At 49.2% G+C, this 17,227-nt stretch carries 10 protein-coding genes; 2 read left to right on the top strand and 8 right to left on the bottom strand.

The window, feature by feature from the left end; genetic code table 11:
- Positions 1 to 89: 89 nt before the first annotated feature.
- Positions 90 to 2,015 (bottom strand): FAD-dependent monooxygenase, encoded by a 1,926-nt coding sequence (locus ACN0T0_RS16635; protein ID WP_417227855.1) that lies wholly within the window; start codon positions 2,013 to 2,015, stop codon positions 90 to 92.
- A gap of 393 nt (positions 2,016 to 2,408) precedes the next feature.
- Positions 2,409 to 3,428 carry a TRAP transporter substrate-binding protein gene (locus ACN0T0_RS16630; protein WP_417227854.1) on the bottom strand — a complete coding sequence of 340 codons (1,020 nt, stop codon included), beginning with the start codon at positions 3,426 to 3,428 and terminating at the stop codon, positions 2,409 to 2,411.
- Between the two features lie 345 nt (positions 3,429 to 3,773).
- On the opposite strand from ACN0T0_RS16630, the gene ACN0T0_RS16625 reads away from it, so the two are divergent.
- Complete coding sequence (locus ACN0T0_RS16625; protein WP_417227853.1) at positions 3,774 to 4,697, top strand: LysR family transcriptional regulator; 924 nt, start codon at positions 3,774 to 3,776, stop codon at positions 4,695 to 4,697.
- Positions 4,698 to 4,702: 5 nt separating this feature from the next.
- Here the strand turns inward: ACN0T0_RS16625 and ACN0T0_RS16620 are convergent, their stop codons facing one another.
- The 3 genes from ACN0T0_RS16620 to ACN0T0_RS16610 all read right to left on the bottom strand — a co-directional run bounded on the left by ACN0T0_RS16620 (position 4,703) and on the right by ACN0T0_RS16610 (position 7,811).
- Entirely contained in the window at positions 4,703 to 5,539 is an 837-nt protein-coding gene (locus tag ACN0T0_RS16620) for a tetrahydrofolate dehydrogenase/cyclohydrolase catalytic domain-containing protein (RefSeq protein ID WP_417227852.1), read from the bottom strand.
- A 114-nt stretch (positions 5,540 to 5,653) separates the two neighbouring features.
- Positions 5,654 to 6,511 (bottom strand): formyltetrahydrofolate deformylase, encoded by an 858-nt coding sequence (purU, locus tag ACN0T0_RS16615; protein ID WP_417227851.1) that lies wholly within the window; start codon positions 6,509 to 6,511, stop codon positions 5,654 to 5,656.
- Positions 6,512 to 6,899: 388 nt separating this feature from the next.
- Entirely contained in the window at positions 6,900 to 7,811 is a 912-nt protein-coding gene (locus ACN0T0_RS16610) for a LysR substrate-binding domain-containing protein (protein ID WP_417227850.1), read from the bottom strand.
- Between the two features lie 251 nt (positions 7,812 to 8,062).
- Here ACN0T0_RS16610 and ACN0T0_RS16605 point away from each other — a divergent pair, with 251 nt between their 5' ends.
- On the top strand, positions 8,063 to 10,504 hold the full coding sequence (locus ACN0T0_RS16605) for a GcvT family protein (protein ID WP_417227849.1): 2,442 nt from the start codon (positions 8,063 to 8,065) through the stop codon (positions 10,502 to 10,504).
- 306 nt (positions 10,505 to 10,810) lie between these two features.
- On the opposite strand, the gene ACN0T0_RS16600 is transcribed toward ACN0T0_RS16605, so the two are convergent.
- The 3 genes from ACN0T0_RS16600 to ACN0T0_RS16590 form a co-directional block, all read right to left on the bottom strand.
- Positions 10,811 to 12,541 carry a putative bifunctional diguanylate cyclase/phosphodiesterase gene (locus tag ACN0T0_RS16600; protein WP_417227848.1) on the bottom strand — a complete coding sequence of 577 codons (1,731 nt, stop codon included), beginning with the start codon at positions 12,539 to 12,541 and terminating at the stop codon, positions 10,811 to 10,813.
- 25 nt (positions 12,542 to 12,566) lie between these two features.
- Positions 12,567 to 15,440 carry a response regulator gene (locus ACN0T0_RS16595; protein ID WP_417227847.1) on the bottom strand — a complete coding sequence of 958 codons (2,874 nt, stop codon included), beginning with the start codon at positions 15,438 to 15,440 and terminating at the stop codon, positions 12,567 to 12,569.
- Positions 15,437 to 17,227 (bottom strand): hypothetical protein (locus ACN0T0_RS16590; RefSeq protein WP_417227846.1); only part of this gene is annotated, 1,791 nt, incomplete at its 5' end. The genes ACN0T0_RS16595 and ACN0T0_RS16590, both read right to left, overlap by 4 nt.

The following is a 17,227-nucleotide window of genomic DNA, read 5'->3' as shown; positions in this document are numbered from 1 at the left end:
TGAGCCTGCACACCGGACTAATGGTAATAAAAAAAGCAGCTGCTAGATAACGCCAACACCTGCTTTCATCCGTTTTCCCTATCTTTTTATCATTGGGTTGTGGGCAAATAGATCCCGGCAAAGAACGCGGTTAAAGCGTCATAAGCATCCAGCGGCAGTACATGGGCAATGTATTGGTCCGGTCGCACAACAATCATACAGCCCTGCTCACGATCGATACCCCGCATATCATAAATATCACCCAAGCCTTTGTGATCGACACAAAACACTTTTTCATGATCCTGAAGACCCAATTTACCTTTTGTTGGCCGCAGCAGCGACGGCATCTCTTCATAAGCCAGCTCATCAAAGGTTTGCTGAAACACGGCCCGCAGATCAATCAAACCATCGATATCTTCATCTTCCGCGGTAAATGTCAGCACTGGAGAGCGAGGATCATGTTGCAACCAATCCGCCAGTTGATGAATCGCAGAACCCGGCGATGAACTGTCGTTTTTACCCGCAAAAGCATAGATCCGCCAGCGAGTATCAGCCTCGGCGACATGCCCCAACTGCATCTGTTTTGCATCAGCAAGCCTAACCACCGGGGCTGAATGGAAACGTCGGCCGATCTCCTCGCCGCTCGCCAGCGCCTGATAGGTAGGTGTACCAACCAGCGACGATGAATCATATTTAACCGCCAGCCCGCCAGTGAATTCCAAGTTCGCTTTAAACTGTTGCATAAAGCGGGGTTCATCGCCGTTATCCAATGTGGATTCACCTACTGGGGCCGACATTATGCGGGCCCATTCGTGGTCGGTTTCGACCAGCCGCTTAGCCTCGGTCCAACGTTCAGAGGAATAGCTGTGTAGCAAGTCAGCCGAAGCACGCCCTTGCAACACATGCACCAGCTTCCAGCCCAGATTGAAGGTATCCTGCATCGAGACATTCATACCCTGCCCGGCTTTCGGGCTATGGGTATGGCAGGCATCCCCAGCAGTAAAGACGCGTGGATTGCGGCGACCTGATTCCCCCTCAGGCACATCATCAAAGCGATCAGTCATACGATGACCAATCTCATAGATCGACCACCAAACGACCTCTTTCACATCCAAACTATAGGGCTGCATGATCCGGTTAGCCCCAGCAATCAAATGATCCACGGTGAAGTTACGGTTAGCAACGCGCTCATCGGCATTCAGTTTATCTAGCTCGACATACATCCGAAAAAGATACCCCCCTTCACGGGGAAGGATCAGCACATTCCCTTCATGAGCCGAAGTAACAAGGCATTTTTGTCGAATATCGGGGAAATCCGTATTCGCCAGAATATCCATCACGCCCCACGCCTGATGCGCCGCATCACCATGCAGTTTGCCACCAATCGCCGTACGCACTGCCGAACGCGCACCATCACAGCCAACCACATAGTTAGCCCGCACGACTTTTCTTTCGCCCGCATTGATACCGGTATTTTCAAGGATCACCGTCACCGGATAATCAGTTGCGGTTGTATCGACCTCAAGATCAACCACAGACCAACTATAGTCGGGTGTCAGCCGTGTTGGTGATTGATTCATATCATCCAGAAACAGTTCATGCACCCGCGCCTGATTAATCAGTATGTGCGGCATCTCTGACGAGTCATCGGTAACATCCTGTACTCGGCCAATACGTTTAATATGGGCGGGGTTTTCAGGATTAGGCATCCAAAAGTTGGTCTGATTCACCCAATAACTTTCACGCTTCACCTTATCGGCGAACCCAAACGCTTGGAACATCTCCATCGTGCGCGTATTAATACCGTCTGCTTTCCCCTTTTCCAGCGGGCCCGGCATAGGATCGACGATCATGGTATCGATCTCAGGAAAATGCGATAGCTGTGCTGCCAGACAAAGACCAGCAGGGCCACAACCGGCAATTAATACATCGACCTTTTCCGGTAGCGGCGCAAACTCGCCACGATCACGGCGGGTATTGGTCGCATTTTTCTTATCGGGATCGCCACCACGAAATCCATCCACATAATATTGCATCGCATCATCCTTCTTGTTATGTCGTTCTTGAGATAACAGCACTTTAGCTTATTACAGATATAAGGAATAATTGATTTTTAATGCCAGATATAAAATTTTCGTATACCTTGCCATCAACCAATGGATAACGCAGAGATCAGCCAAGTTCAGGCCTCAATAACGCCAAAGGCTGAATGGAAGGACTTGATGGATGACGCCATGACTACGACTGAATAAGCAGGGAGATGAAAGGTGTCACACTTGGCGAGAGCAATCAAAGAGGGGCAAAGCCCTGCGAGAGATAGAGAATAGATGGATGACTTAAGATTCAATAGCGCGGTAGCGCTAAGCACATCACCTTAGTCTCAATCGAGGAATCAACTGCGGCCTATATGGATAGGCCGCAGCAGCATGTTATTGGCAGCTTTGCGCCAACTCCTGTGCCCGAGCATAAACTTTATTTGCCGCTAATCCCTTAGCTTCCAGCGCCGCAAGGTACTCTTCTGCCGCCTTATCTAACACGGGCTTCCAAGCCGGATTATTAACGCCATCTTTAACACGATAGATCTCATGTTTTTCAGCTTTAGCCTGTGCCCGACCTCGGACATCGGCCGCATCAAACTCACTCGCCGCAATCTGCGACCAGCTATCGCCGGAGTTATTATCGATCACCTTTTGCAGGTCAGCAGGCATACTGTTGTAGACATCTTTATTCATGGTCATCAAGAACGACAAGGTATACAAACCACCAATCTCAGTATGGTAAGGCGTCAGGTCATTCATACGGAACGTCAGTTGCCCTTCCCATGGCAGTGCAACACCATCAATAACGCCGCGTTGCACCGACTGATAAGCCTGAGGTGCAGGCATACCCACCGGTTTGGCGCCCAAACCTTCCAACAGCTTTGCGACCACCGCGGTTGGACGACGAATTCTTAAACCTTCAAAATCGGCTGGCTCTTTAATTAGTTTTTCAGTGGTATGAATATGGCCCGGCCCATGGGTAAAGAGGAAGAGCGGCTTGGTATCTTTATACTCATCGCTAATCAGCTGCTCGTCATACAGATGCTGAATAATACAAGAACCATTAGCGGCACTTTTCGCCACTCCCGGCAGTTCGACAATCTGGGTCAGAGGAAAACGGTTTGCGGTGTAGCCTTGCACCGTCAGCGAGACATCGGCGATCCGATTAGTCACCGCATCATACAGTGCCGGAGGTTTAGCCAAAGTCGACGAAGGATACACTTCAACGGCGATACGCCCGTCAGATTCTGCGGTGACCTTATCTGCCCAAGCCTGCGCGACATTTTTGTGTATCGCTGCTACCGGTGGGAAAAAATGAGCTAAACGTAACGTGTAATCCGCCGCCTGCGTGGTTTGCACCATTAAACCAGCGGTGACCGCCAGTACACCCGTTAAAATTGTTTTCTTCATTGCATAGTATCCATTGATGTTATTTTTGTTCTATCTCTAAAACACAACCGTCTTAGAAACCCATTGTCTGCTTTACGCTGATAAAACAACCCGCAAACCCATGGCGACGACGGCGACACTCTTTGCCGACCCAGCAGTAAACCCTCGCGAATTGGATATCCCTCTTTTTAGCATAGCCCTAATTCTAGCCAGAGTAGCGTAAACAACGTTTGCAGCATGTTTTAATCCGTATCAGTCGCTTGCCTGTCGCTGCACAAATTTTCACTTATAGCAAAGACCACTTTAAAGCACTATAAATATAAGGAATAATTACTTTTTAAGATCAGACATAAAGAATATGCATAGATGAACCCTAACTTATTGAAGCAATTAGCCATTATCGTCAAACAGGGTTCTCTCACCAGTGCCTGTGAGCAACTGCACGTCACCCAACCGACCCTGAGTCGCAGCATTCAGCAGTTAGAGATGAAAGTCGGTGCCCCCCTATTAAAGCGCACCCGCTATGGTGTTATCCCTACGGAGATTGGCGCACGGCTCTCACAGATTGGTGAGCGAATTCTGGCTGAAAGTGTGAAAGCAGATGAAGTTATTCGACAGTTTCATAGCGGCTATAAAAGTGAATTTGTGGTCGGTATCGACCCGCTCTGGGAGTTTGCTACGGTCAAACAGATGACCGATTACTTTCTCACCGAGAAACGCTATGCCTTTCATTTCCGTACTGGTTCTGCCGCGGCACAGATAGGTCTGTTACAGGAAGGTGAATTAGATTTTTTAATTGCCCCAGCACATTTATCGGTGACGCAGAAATCACTCGATCGACAGATATTATTCCGCGACCGAGCAGGCATCTTTGCAGGGAAGAAATCCAAGCTGATTGATGCTAAACAACCGATAAGCAAAGCCGATATCGCCCAGCAAAAATGGATCATCGCGGGGGCTAGTGCTGGCTTTCTAGAAAGTCAGGCCGAGGTCACCGGGGTGGACGCCGCACAGATGGCGTTTACCGGCAGTATTCGCTCAGTTATCCATCTACTCAACACCACTAATATGCTGGTCTGGTTACCCGCCCGTTTGGCCTTAATGACCAAGGAGATAAACCCCCAGCAAATGCTTCAGGTAGAGGGAGTGGCCTCATCCCGTCGTGATATCGCACTCTGGTCGTCACTTGAACACAGTGAACGACCCGAAGTACTAAAAGTTAGGCAGATTATCAGCGACTTTATGATCAGCCAGGATCAAACACAGCCGCTGTATGGTTTAGATCTATAACGCCGTTAACGTTGTAGCGCCGCATCCAATGTTTGGCTGATCAGCGCATTGATGGTCATCGGGCCGACACCACCGGGCACCGGTGTCAGTGCGGCAACACGCTCAGCCAAGCCTGTCTTTTCTATATCACCAACGCCACCCGGATGATAGCCAGCATCGACGACAACCGCACCGGCGCTTATCCATTCCGCTTTAATCAATTCCGGCTGGCCAACGGCGCCGACGACAATATCAGCCCGGGCAACCTGTTGTGCAAGATCGACTGTCCGGGAGTGACAAATCGTTACCGTGGCATTCGCATTGAGTAACATTGCCGCCATCGGTTTACCCAAAATAGGGCTGCGTCCGACCACCACCGCATGTTTACCTGCCAAGGGAATATCGTAGTGTCGCAATAGTGTCATGATGCCCGCAGGAGTCGCCGATCCAAAGGCGGCCTCACCCATCGCCATTAAACCAAACCCTCGGGTGGTGACGCCGTCCACGTCTTTAGCAATCGCAATGGCATCAAAACAACGTCGTTCATCGATCTGCGCTGGCACCGGGTGTTGCAATAAAATACCACAGATATCGCTATCCCGATTCAACTGATCAATTACCGCTAATAACTCGTCAGTGGTCGTGGCTTGAGGCATATCTACCCGCACAGATCCCATCCCGACACGTTCACAAGCATTCGCTTTCATCTGCACATAGGTCGCCGATGCTGGATCACTGCCGACTAGAATGGTTGCCAATACGGGTTTGACACCGCCATCCGCCCGGAGCTTTTCAACCGCGGTGTGCAGTTGCTGCTCGCGATGCTTTGCGACCGCCTTACCATCCAGAATCAGTGCAGACATTCATTAATCCTCTCTATTATTGTTCGACCTTAGCCATTGAATACCCTATCGGCGGGTCATGTTATCAAACATCGTCCCGGAAACAACAAATACAGATCGAATCAATCCACGTGGTTAATTAAACACTACCGTTTTATTACCATGCACCAGCACTCGGTCTTCTAAATGAGCGCGTAAGCCCCGCGCTAAAACGCTTTTCTCGACATCTTTACCCAGACGCACTAAATCACTCACCTTATCGCTGTGGGATACGCGTACCACGTCTTGATCAATAATCGGCCCTTCATCGAGTTGTTCGGTCACATAATGACAGGTTGCTCCGATCAACTTAACGCCTCGCCGAGACGCCTGATGATAGGGTTTGGCGCCCATAAATGAAGGTAGAAAGCTGTGATGTATATTGATCACCTGATGGCGCAATTTCTCACAGAGCGCTTGCGGCAAAATTTGCATATAGCGGGCCAACACAACACAGTCGGCCTCCTTCGCCTCAACTAATGCTTCAACCTTGGCAAACCCAGCGGCTTTATCCGCTTTATCGATCACCACATGGTGATAGGGAATACCATACCACTCCACCAGCCCACGCATATCCTCATGGTTAGAGATCACCCCGACAATATCACACCGCAAATCACCGCTGCGCCAGCGATCCAGTAGATCTGATAGGCAGTGGCTACCTTTACTCGCCATCAACATCACCCGCTTCGGCTGATCGCTATCCACCAGCCGAAGATTCATGCTTAATTCTTGCTGTAACGGCATCAGGATTTGCTCTAGCTTATCCAAGCCAAAAGGTAGAGTATCCGCCTGTATCTCAAAACGAGAAAAGAACCAGTTGCTATCGACATCAGAGTGATGGGCTGCTTCACTGATCCAACCGCCGTTGGAGGTAATCGCCTCACATACCCGAGTCACGATACCAACCCGATCTGGACAATCTAGTACAATTCTAAACGTTCGACTCGTCATTTTATCGCTCTCCGGCCATCCGCCACCGAGGTGACAACCGTTACAGGGGCATAGCTCAGCAGTGTGTCTAATACGTGCCGTGCTATATGAGTAAAAAACACTAGTAAGTTCGATTTACATAGTCATATAGCCGCTTTTTAGTGTCAATGAAGCCAACTCATACATTTTTTGTACAAACCACAAAGAAAATTAACCATTTATCTCAATGCGGCCGATACGTTCACAAATCGACTTTTCCACGGGTTAAGGCGAAGAGGTTTTCAGCTAATGAATAACATCCGATGAATACAGAACATCAACAACCGAGAAACAGAGGAGAGTAAATATTAAACACACCAACAAGTGATGCCTGTGCACAAACGCGCGTTGACCGCCCTAACAGCTGCGATTAACCATGACCCTTAACATCAGCAATCAACCAGCTCATAAAGATACTAACCCGCTCATCATTCAGCATATCCTTACGACAAATAATGCCCCACTCACCCGGACTGAGCATCGCATGACTCACCGGCCGAATCAGCCGACCTGATTTAAGATCATCATCCGCAAACGGGCCATTCACCAGCGCGATACCTTCACCGTCGATAGCCATCTCCAAAGCGGTTGCCGTGGTATCAACCACCAGCGCCTGCATCGGCAAGATGCCCTCCAGACCAACCGACATCAGCCAATCAGGCCACTGCCATTTTTCGGTATTCACCGTGATTAACGGATAATCCAACAAGTCAGCCGGTTGCAGTTCGGTGCCCCGTGCACCAATCAGGCTTGGGCTACAGACGGTAAACAAACTAGGCTTGAACAAAGGCGTCCAGTGCAGGTGATCCGGCGGGAGGGTCTGACTATAGATGATGCCGATATCCGCATTCGCCTCATCAAACTGCTGGTTAACAATTTGAGATGACACCCGTAAATCTAAGTCGGGATAGAGCCCTCTAAACCGTGGCAAACGCCGGGATAGCCAACGAATTGATACCGTCACATAGGTTTGCACACTCAGCACCGAGGGTGCGCCGGCTCGACGGATGGTTTCCGCGCCATTGATCAACATCTCAATTACTTCACGAACCACCGGATAGAGTTGTGCCCCCTGAGGCGTCAGCACAACATTTCGCCCATTACGGGTAAAAAGTTCGCAACCTAAATCGTCTTCCAGAGCGCGAATCTGATGGCTAATGGCGGCATGTGTCAGATGTAACTCCTCCGCCGCCTGACGCAAACTCAGCAAGCGGGCCGCCGCCTCAAAGCCTTTCAGCGCCTTTAGCGGAGGTAACTTTCTAATATCAAGCGGCTGCGGCATTAAGGACCTCGGGGGTGTCGTCAGTTGGTCATTTAGAAGGATGTTTAGTGTAAGCATGATCGCACGGGATTGCGCCCCATGAAATAACAAAAAAAACTAACCATTAAGGAAATTTTTATCAATTGTACTGTGCCGGTAGGTATTCCAACATCTAGCTTCTCATAATCAATCATGGCGGTCGGTGTGGCAGACTTAGGCTAGGCCCACACCGAGAAACGGCGCGGTTAACCTCTTTAGATAAGGATTCAACGATGGAAGCAAAAAAACCACTACCGTCCCGTGCACAGGTCGTTATTATCGGTGGCGGTATTGTTGGCTGCTCAATCGCCTACCACCTCACCAAACGGGGAGTCACCGATGTAGTGGTGCTCGAACGTAAACAGCTTACCTGCGGCACTACCTGGCATGCGGCGGGGCTAGTGAGCATGCTCTGGCAAACACCGGAACTGACTAACCTCGCTAAATACAGCCATGAACTCTATGCCTCACTGGAAGCCGAAACCGGTCAAGCCACTGGCTATAAACGGATCGGTAGTCTGTCGATCGCCCGAACCCCTGAACGCTTAGAAGAGTTACAGCGAACCTCATCGATGGCCAGCGTCTTTGGTGTGGAATCCGAAATGATTGATAATCAGCGCCTCGTTGAGCTGTACCCCGGTATCGATACCGAAGGCGTGCTTGGCAGCCTATATATTGAAAAAGATGGGCAGACTAACCCTGTCGACACCACCATGGCGCTGGCTAAAGGGGCCCGCATGGGCGGCGCTAAGGTGCTAGAAAACGTAAAAGTAGAAGAGATACTGGTTGAAGATGGGCGCGCGGTGGGAGTGCAAACGGAGCAAGGCACGATTAAAGCCGATCAGGTTATTCTTGCCGGAGGTCTCTGGTCCCGTGATATCGCCGCTAAAATAGGCGTCGATCTGCCGCTATACGCCTGTGAGCACTTCTATGTGGTCACCGAAGAGATGGACCAGCTCAGCAGCCGCCCTGTACTGAGGGATTTTGATAAAGGCATCTACTTTAAAGAAGATGCCGGCAAGATGCTGATTGGCTGGTTCGAGCATAATGCTCGAGGCTGTCCTATGACTCGCATCGCCGAAGACTTCTGCTTCGATGAGTTTCCCTGCGATTTTGATCATATCGAAGAATACCTACTCAACAGCATGGAAACTTTCCCGCAACTGGAACAAACCGGTATCCGTACCTTCTTTAACGGCCCAGAAAGCTTCACCCCGGATAATCTACACCTGCTGGGCCCAACGCCTGAAGTGGATAACTTTTTCGTTGCCTGCGGTCTTAACTCCAAGGGCATCGGAGCCGGCGGCGGATTAGGCAAACTAATGGCCGACTGGATTATTGATGGCTATCCATCGGGCGATGTCTGGGAGTGTGACGTGCGTCGACACAATCCGGTTCAACGTGAGCAAGCCTATATTGAAGCACGGATTCCCGAAGCTTTAGGCCACACTTATGCGATGCATTGGCCCTTCTACCAATATGAAACAGGGCGCAATAAGCTCCAGTCACCACTGCACCAGACACTGCTGGAACAAGGTGCATGCTTCGGTGAAGTGGGCGGTTTTGAGCGCCCCAACTGGTTTGCCCGGCACAGCGCAAAAGCCGAATACCATTACAGCTATAAACGTCAAGACTGGTTTAAGTTCTATCAAGCGGAACATTTGGCGGTACGGCAGAATGTCGGCGTTTACGATATCTCCTCATTCGGCAAATTTGAAGTTTCTGGCCCAGATGCCGAACAAGCCTTACAGTGGATCTGCGCCGGTAATATTGCGCAACCGGTCGGCTCACTCATCTATACCCAATGGCTTAACCCTCGCGGCGGAATCGAGGCGGATGTGACCGTGTCCAAGCAGGCCGATGATCGTTTCATGATCACCACTGGCATTGGTTCTTTTTATCGCGATTGGTGGCACCTGAAGAAAAACTTAAAAGGCGATGTGCAGTTACGGGATATCAGCGCTAACTATGCTTGCCTATCCGTGCAAGGCCCTAATGCACGTGTCTTGCTGGAACAGATCGCCGAAACTGACCTCGGCGTTGATAGCTTTCTGTTCGGGACTGGCCGTTTTGCCCAGGTCGCCGGCATTGATGTCTGGATACAACGACTCTCCTATGTCGGCGAGCTAGGTTGGGAGATTTTCGTCCCGGCCCTTCAAGCAACGGCCTTTTTCCATGCTCTGCAGCAAGCCGGAGCCGCCTATGAGCTATGTAATGTCGGCCTACACGCCGTTAACAGCCTGCGGCTTGAAAAAGGATTTCGCCATTGGGGCCATGATATCGGCTCTGAAGATAATCTACTGCAAGCAGGCCTGAGCTTCGCCGCCAGCCCCGATAGTGGTGACTTTATCGGCCGTGATGCCTTTCTCAACGCCAAAATGGCCGGTTTACCCGATCGACGTATGGTGCAGTTCCGCTTACAGGATCCAGAACCGCTGCTGTATCACAATGAACCCATCGTTATGAATGGCGACATTGTTGGCTACCTAACCTCTGGGATGTATGGTCATAGTGTTAGTGGGGCTATCGGAATGGGCTACGTGGATGTGCCCTCGTTAAATGCCGAACGCCTTAAAAACGCTCAGTTTGAAATTGAAGTAGCGAAACAACGCTTTAGTGCCGATGCCTCTTTACGGCCCTTTTATGACCCGAGCGGTGCGCGGATGAAATCCTAACAATTCCCAGCCAACACAACCGGAGCAACTGCTCCGGTTTCTGCTATCGAAAACAACGCTTGTCCCCATTAAGACATACCACTCAACATAGCCGGTATTGAACACCCCAAACACTCTAAAAACGAAGGAGATCATTGGCTAATGATACAAGGGAGTACAAGTGTGTAGGAAACCTATAGCCTTGCAGAAACGACACCGAAGAAACAATACCAATTAAGCAAAGCGCCCCGAGGAAATTTGCGACCGTATACATTATCTAAGCGTTAGGCTAGGGCAATACCAGACGCTAAAAAGGTGAGTACGCGACTAACGGTTAAATTGCTCAACGAACGCCCTGAAGTCAGCGACTGAAAGCGCCTTACTAAAATAGAACCCCTGAATAAGATCGCTCTGGGTGCCTTGAAGAAGCTTCATCTGCGCTTCCGTCTCGACCCCTTCGATTGTCACAGTCAAACGTAACGCTTTTGCCAATGCAATGATGGCTAACACGATCTGCACCTCATCTTCGCTCTCAGGAATCCCCGAGATAAAAGATCGATCGACCTTAAGTTCATCCAAAGGAAAGCGTTTCAAATAGCTCAAGGACGAGAAACCGGTACCGAAGTCATCGATCGATAGGCCAACACCCAGCATTTTTAAGCTGGTTAATAATTCCACATTGGCTTCGACATTCTGCAGCGCAAGACTTTCTGTTAACTCCAACATCAATAAAGAGGGAGATAACCCTGATTTAAGCAGGGCCGCTTTCACATGCTGTCGGTAATTTACCTCTTTAAACTGCTGACTCGAGACATTCACGGATACACCGATACTGCCAAGTCCCGAAGACTCCCATTCCTGGGCCTGACGGCAAGCTTCATTAAGCACCCAATCACCAATATCGAGAATTAAGCCGCTTTCTTCCGCCAACGGAATAAACACCACGGGGGAGATCATACCTTTTTCTGGATGTTGCCAGCGTACCAGCGCCTCGGCACTGGTTACCCGTCGAGTTCGCAGATCAATCTTAGGCTGATAATGTAACAATAATTCGTTATTTTCGAGGGCCTTGTGTAACGCCGTTTCAAGTTCAATTTTCTCTTTCAGCTCTGCGCTATCGGTTTGCGAATAAAAACGCACCGTTTCAACACTCTCGGTTTTCCCTTGGCGCATCGCCGTACTGGCCGTGTTAATAAGCTCATCGCTCAACATGCCATCATCAGGCGCCACCGTGATACCAATACGTGCATTAATAAAAAGCTCATTGCCATTAATATCAAAGGGCTTGGAGATCTCTTTAATAATCTGCCTAGCGATTGATGCGGCATGGTTACGCTCCTTAATCGAAGGAACTAACACACCAAACTCATCACCGGAAAGCCGTGCGGGGTAAATTTCGGTCTCTTGGCTATGAACACCGAATAAGTTGTTCCGGCTGTCCACCACCGACTTAATCCGCTGCGCCACCTGACGTAACAACGAATCACCACACTGTATACCAAAGGATTCATTCACCTGGCCAAAGCGGTCTAAACCGATGCTTAACAAGGCTGTTTTATTCTCATTTAACTGATCAAACTTCAACGCCCAAACCATTTTTTCACTCAGCGACTTCCGATTAGCGAAATCAGTGAGCGCGTCAAAACTCGAAAGTTGATCAACATAAGCTTTCAATGTCAGAGTATTGCGCAACCGAAGTTTCAGCTCACTGGCATCAACCGGTTTCGCTAAGAAATCGGTGGCCCCTAGCTCTAAGGCTTTTAACTTAGAAAAAGAATCCGTAGATGAGGTCAGAATAATAACCGGCAGATAGGTAAATTCTTCATGGGCTCTTATCCGCTCGAGCAGATCAAAACCACTGACGTCGGGCATCACCAGATCAAGAAATAAAATATCCGGCCGTCGATGATTCAACACATCAAATGCTTGTTTTGAGTCATCGATACTAATAAAACGCGAATATCCGGCCTCTTCCAAGTGAGCCTGAACAATTTCCATCATGATGGGCTCGTCATCAACCATCATAATGAGTGCGTTATTATCCTTTAACACATTCATATTAACGTCTCGGGCTGCAGAATATTCAAATCTTAATCCTGCGATTAATTTGATTTATAACCTTAAGCAAGGTGCTACATTCAGCACGATCTTGTGCACCGGCGGCTTTTTCTAAAGCACTGGATATATCAGTAAATATATCGAAGCCAACTGAACCACCCGCCCCTTTCAACCAATGGGCATCCTGTTGTAACGCGTCAAAATCAGCCGCCTCAACGGCATCCTCCATCGCTTGAATTTTAAACCCCAACTTATCTACAAATTTTTCAACTATCGCTCTAAATTTATCACTATTAGCAGCAAGCTCGGAGGTTACTTGATCCGGCACGGGCCAACGCGCATTCGCCACTGAGCTATCTTTAGGCGCCATTGCCTCGGCGTCAACCGGCCCAGGGCCGGCTACATTAATACGCGCCACGAGGTTTTCCATTTCCGCCAGCAGCAACTCAATTTCCGCCTCATTAACATCCACCAACGCGCGCTCAAGCTGTCGAGCAAGGTCCGTTAACTTTGGGAAACCAACAGAACCTGCCGATCCTTTCATCCAATGAGCATGACGACCTAAAGCCGAATAATCCTGCTGCTGAAAAGTGGCCTGCATCAAGCGAAAAACATCATTCAAACGAACAATAAAATGCTCAATAATTGGTGCAAACTTAGGATTACTCAAAGGCAGCTCTGAATAGAGCGGACTCAAACCATTTAAAGGCGAAGTGACTGATAGTATTTCCTGTTGATCGACGTAGATAACCTCGTCCCCTGCCGTTTTAACGACGGTATCAGTTTGTTTCACTGCCCCGAGTTCTTTAACCAGCAGCAATAATAATTTATCAATACTGATGGGCTTACTCATATATCCCGAGTAACCCGCAGCATGGCATTGCTGCTCGATACCTTTCATCGCATGGGCCGTTAACGCAATGACCGGTACCTTACTACCCTGTGCACGAATAGCCTTCACGGCCGTATAACCATCCATACGCGGCATCTGTACATCCATCAAAATCAGATCATAAGAGTGCGATTCAATGAGCGACAACGCCTCTATTCCATCCGCTGCTTCATCAGTATGCAGCCCCTGTTCTTGTAAGACAAGACTGATTAATTCTCTGTTTTCGGCCCCATCATCCACAACTAATATACGAGCTGCAGGGAATACCCATCGCGCGCCCTCTGCCACACTTAACTGATCTTGCCAATTTTGTATCGCAGGCGCACCAATTAACGCCACAGGGCCTTCGGTCTTGATCTCCATTTCAAAAAAGAACTGACTTCCCGCGCCCTCTTTACTGGTTGCGTAAATATCGCCATGCATGGCCGCTGCAAACTTCTTACTAATGGCTAAGCCAAGCCCTGTGCCGCCAAATCGACGAGTAATTGACGCATCTGCCTGGACAAAAGGATCAAAGACCGTCGCCACTTGCGCTTCGGTCATACCAATACCGGTATCTGCAACCTCAATAATCAATCGCTTATGGTCTTTACTCATACGAGTATAAACAACGATACTTCCCTGTTGCGTGAACTTAATCGCATTGCCAATCAAATTAGTCACTATCTGGCGTAAACGACCCGCATCACTGAGTAATGTTTCGGGAATGCTACCTTGGGGAGTATATTTAAGTTCAACACCTTTCTCTGCCGCCTTAACCGACAACACCTGAATAACCTCTTTAATAATCTGGTAAGGCTTACATCTTGTAGACTCGACTTCTAAGCGACCAGCCTCCACCTTGGACAGATCAAGAATATCATTCACTAAATTCAATAGATGCTCACCATTGACTAAGATGGTACTCAGATAATGGTCGTTACTTTGCTCATCCTTGCCATAGCCACGCCGTAAAGCCTCAGTAAAGCCAAGAATCGCGTTCATCGGCGTGCGTATTTCATGACTCATATTCGCCAGAAAATCACTTTTTGCTTGGTTGGCCGCCTCGGCTTCCTCTTTAGAGCGACGCAGCTCAATCTCTTTTTCTTCTAGTTCGGTAATATCATCAAAGCTCACCAAAACGCCGCTTGGTTTACCTTTATCGGCCAACACCGGCGAGCAGTTAACCATAAAGGTTCGCACCCCATCCTCCAGCTCGAGACGCACAGTCTTGTTCATCACCGTTTCGCCACTGGTCAGCGCGGTTTGCCAAGGGAAATCAGCCGAGGTCGAGCTATCGCCTCGACGCCAAGGTAGGCGACGCACTTCATAACCCATCAATGACGTTGCTGAACGACCTAATAGGTCAGAAAATGCCTTATTCGCTAACACCACCTGGAATTTTCTATCGAGAACAATTAACCCTTCTGCCATAGTATCGAGAGCAGAGCGGACTCGGTCCGGTATCGCTTGGGATGGATCTAGTTGCTTCAACATCTTGCGTAAATAGAGGCTATACAACAAAAACAGAATAACGGAGCAAAATAGCAAGAACTGTACTGTTGGACGCTGATAAAAACCAATAATGCCCTGCCCATAGAGCGGTTTAAAACGAAGCTCTAACGCGCCCCATTGCTGATTGCCCGCAAAAATAGGTACGCTCATCTGTTCATCCACTTGCCGATCTGCACTATTCGTCAGCCATGCATCCCGATGATCCCCAACCTCTGCAACCAATCGCTGCGATGCACTACGAACACCAGCGGACAAAATCTCGGCATTACGCTCCACCACCAACGTTAATACTGACTCCAGCCGTATCACGTCGGTCTGAGTGATCAACATCGAACTGTTTGCCGCAATCGCTTCCGCTAACGCCACACGATCCTTAAACCGAGTCCCTAAAAAATCCGGTAAAATACCGAACATAATCGCAATCAGTGCCACACTGATAAACATACTCACCTGACCCACGGCGATACGACTGGTTGTACTTCTCGCTAAGAACAATCGCTTAAGCCATATCATGGTTGGCCCTCTTTATCCGCTTCATCGTCGTCATCCTTGCTCTCGTCGTCTGAACCATCTGAGCTTTCATCGTTTCCTTCGACCATCGAACCCAGCGTTTCCTCATCTTGCCCAGCACCTGCGGCATTACTTTCATTGGTTGAGGTCTTAGACAAAATAGGCAGAGGGTCAATAAAGCGCCACGCAGGCAAAGACGTCAATACAGTGCTCAAGAGCACGCCACTCCGCGCCAGCCAGATAACATAGCCAACAGACAAACCAGAAGACAGTGCGATGGATCCACCAACCATCATGGTATTCAAGGCATGTTGTTGATCGGCTTCGTCCTGAAGCTGGTCAATACCAGCCATAAATTGATCAAATTTATGCAACGTTAACGGTTGGGCCATCGTATCGAGAACCGATTGGAATCGCAGAGTATTAATCTCTTGCGCAATGGCTTTATTCAGCTTATTCGCACCTAGCTGCTCTTTTACATGATCGGCGGTATCAATAATAAATTGTGGCGTTTCATAGACCGTAATAACTTTATCCGATTCCATCACCACAACCACCGGCTCAGGTGTATTTATTGAATCAGCAGGCCCCGAGGCAACATCTGGAGCCTCTTCACTCTCCTCAAGTTCGGCCTCCGGTATAGCAACGACAACACTCTCTACTTCTGGAACGCTCAAAAAGACCTGATTACTCGTCACGGATTCTGCACGCCCCAGTAAATCAACATAACGAGCAATCACATAGATCTCTTTACCGGCATCAGCCGCGGTTAAAACATAACTCTGTTCGGTGGCGCCATTAATCACCACACCACTGCGATACCATTGGTATGCAATAGCACTGATTCCATCAGGATCTGCCAGAGTATTATCAAGCATCAACCGTTCACCAACCGCAACATTGCCACTAATCGTTAAACTACCGGTGTGTTCATGGTTAAAAGGACTAACGGCATCGGTCGCACTACTGATTAATGGCCCTTCAGCAAAGCCCTGATCATCGGTGATGCTCAGGGCGACTCTTAGATATTGACCGACGTCAGCATCATCGAGTGTGTAAGTCGCGTTAGTAGCACCAGATAGATCACTCCAGTTCACACCGTCGGCAGAGCGCTGCCATTGGTAGGTGAAGCTATTATTCAGACCATCGACATCACTGATACCGCTGGTATCGGCACTGAGGGTTTGGTCTTCTTCGGCGCTGCCGCTAATCAATGGCAAGCCAATAATAGGATCGTTCACGGGACTGATGGCAGCCGTTGCACTGCTCACCAATGGCCCTTCGGCGAAGCCCTGATCATCGGTGATGCTCACGGCCACACGAAGATATTGGCCAACGTCGGCATCATCCAATGTGTAAGTCACATCGGTTGCACCGGTGAGATCATTCCAGTTTATGCCATCGACGGAACGCTGCCATTGGTAGCTGAAGCTGTTGCTCAAGCCATCGACATCGCTAATCCCGCTGGTATCGGCCGTCAGAGTTTGATCTTCTGTGGCGGTGCCACTCACTGACGGCAATCCAACGATCGGATCGTTCACGGCGCTGATGGCGTCGGTTGCGCTGCTAATTAATGGCCCTTCGGCGAAGCCTTGGTCATCGGTGATGCTCACCGCCACCCGGAGATACTGGTCGACATCGGCATCATCGAGTGTGTAAGTCGCGTTAGTAGCACCAGATAGATCGCTCCAATTCACACCGTCGGCAGAGCGCTGCCATTGGTAGCTGAAGCTGTTGCTCAGGCCATCAACATCGCTAATGCCGCTGGTATCGGCAGTGAGGACTTGGTC

Source organism: Amphritea sp., from assembly GCF_048266285.1.
In the GTDB taxonomy this organism is placed as follows: Bacteria; Pseudomonadota; Gammaproteobacteria; order Pseudomonadales; family Balneatricaceae; genus Amphritea.
The sequence above is the reverse complement of the archived record's forward strand: the minus strand, read 5'-3'. Positions and strand labels throughout refer to the sequence as shown.

Bases quoted from the DNA above. Each gene is read 5' to 3' on its own strand.
- ACN0T0_RS16635 (WP_417227855.1), bottom strand. From the start codon at position 2,015: ATGCAATATTATGTGGATGGATTTCGTGGTGGCGATCCCGATAAGAAA.
- ACN0T0_RS16630 (WP_417227854.1), bottom strand. From the start codon at position 3,428: ATGAAGAAAACAATTTTAACGGGTGTACTGGCGGTCACCGCTGGTTTA.
- ACN0T0_RS16625 (WP_417227853.1), top strand. From the start codon at position 3,774: ATGAACCCTAACTTATTGAAGCAATTAGCCATTATCGTCAAACAGGGT.
- ACN0T0_RS16620 (WP_417227852.1), bottom strand. From the start codon at position 5,539: ATGTCTGCACTGATTCTGGATGGTAAGGCGGTCGCAAAGCATCGCGAG.
- purU (WP_417227851.1), bottom strand. From the start codon at position 6,511: ATGACGAGTCGAACGTTTAGAATTGTACTAGATTGTCCAGATCGGGTT.
- ACN0T0_RS16610 (WP_417227850.1), bottom strand. From the start codon at position 7,811: ATGCCGCAGCCGCTTGATATTAGAAAGTTACCTCCGCTAAAGGCGCTG.
- ACN0T0_RS16605 (WP_417227849.1), top strand. From the start codon at position 8,063: ATGGAAGCAAAAAAACCACTACCGTCCCGTGCACAGGTCGTTATTATC.
- ACN0T0_RS16600 (WP_417227848.1), bottom strand. From the start codon at position 12,541: ATGAATGTGTTAAAGGATAATAACGCACTCATTATGATGGTTGATGAC.
- ACN0T0_RS16595 (WP_417227847.1), bottom strand. From the start codon at position 15,440: ATGATATGGCTTAAGCGATTGTTCTTAGCGAGAAGTACAACCAGTCGT.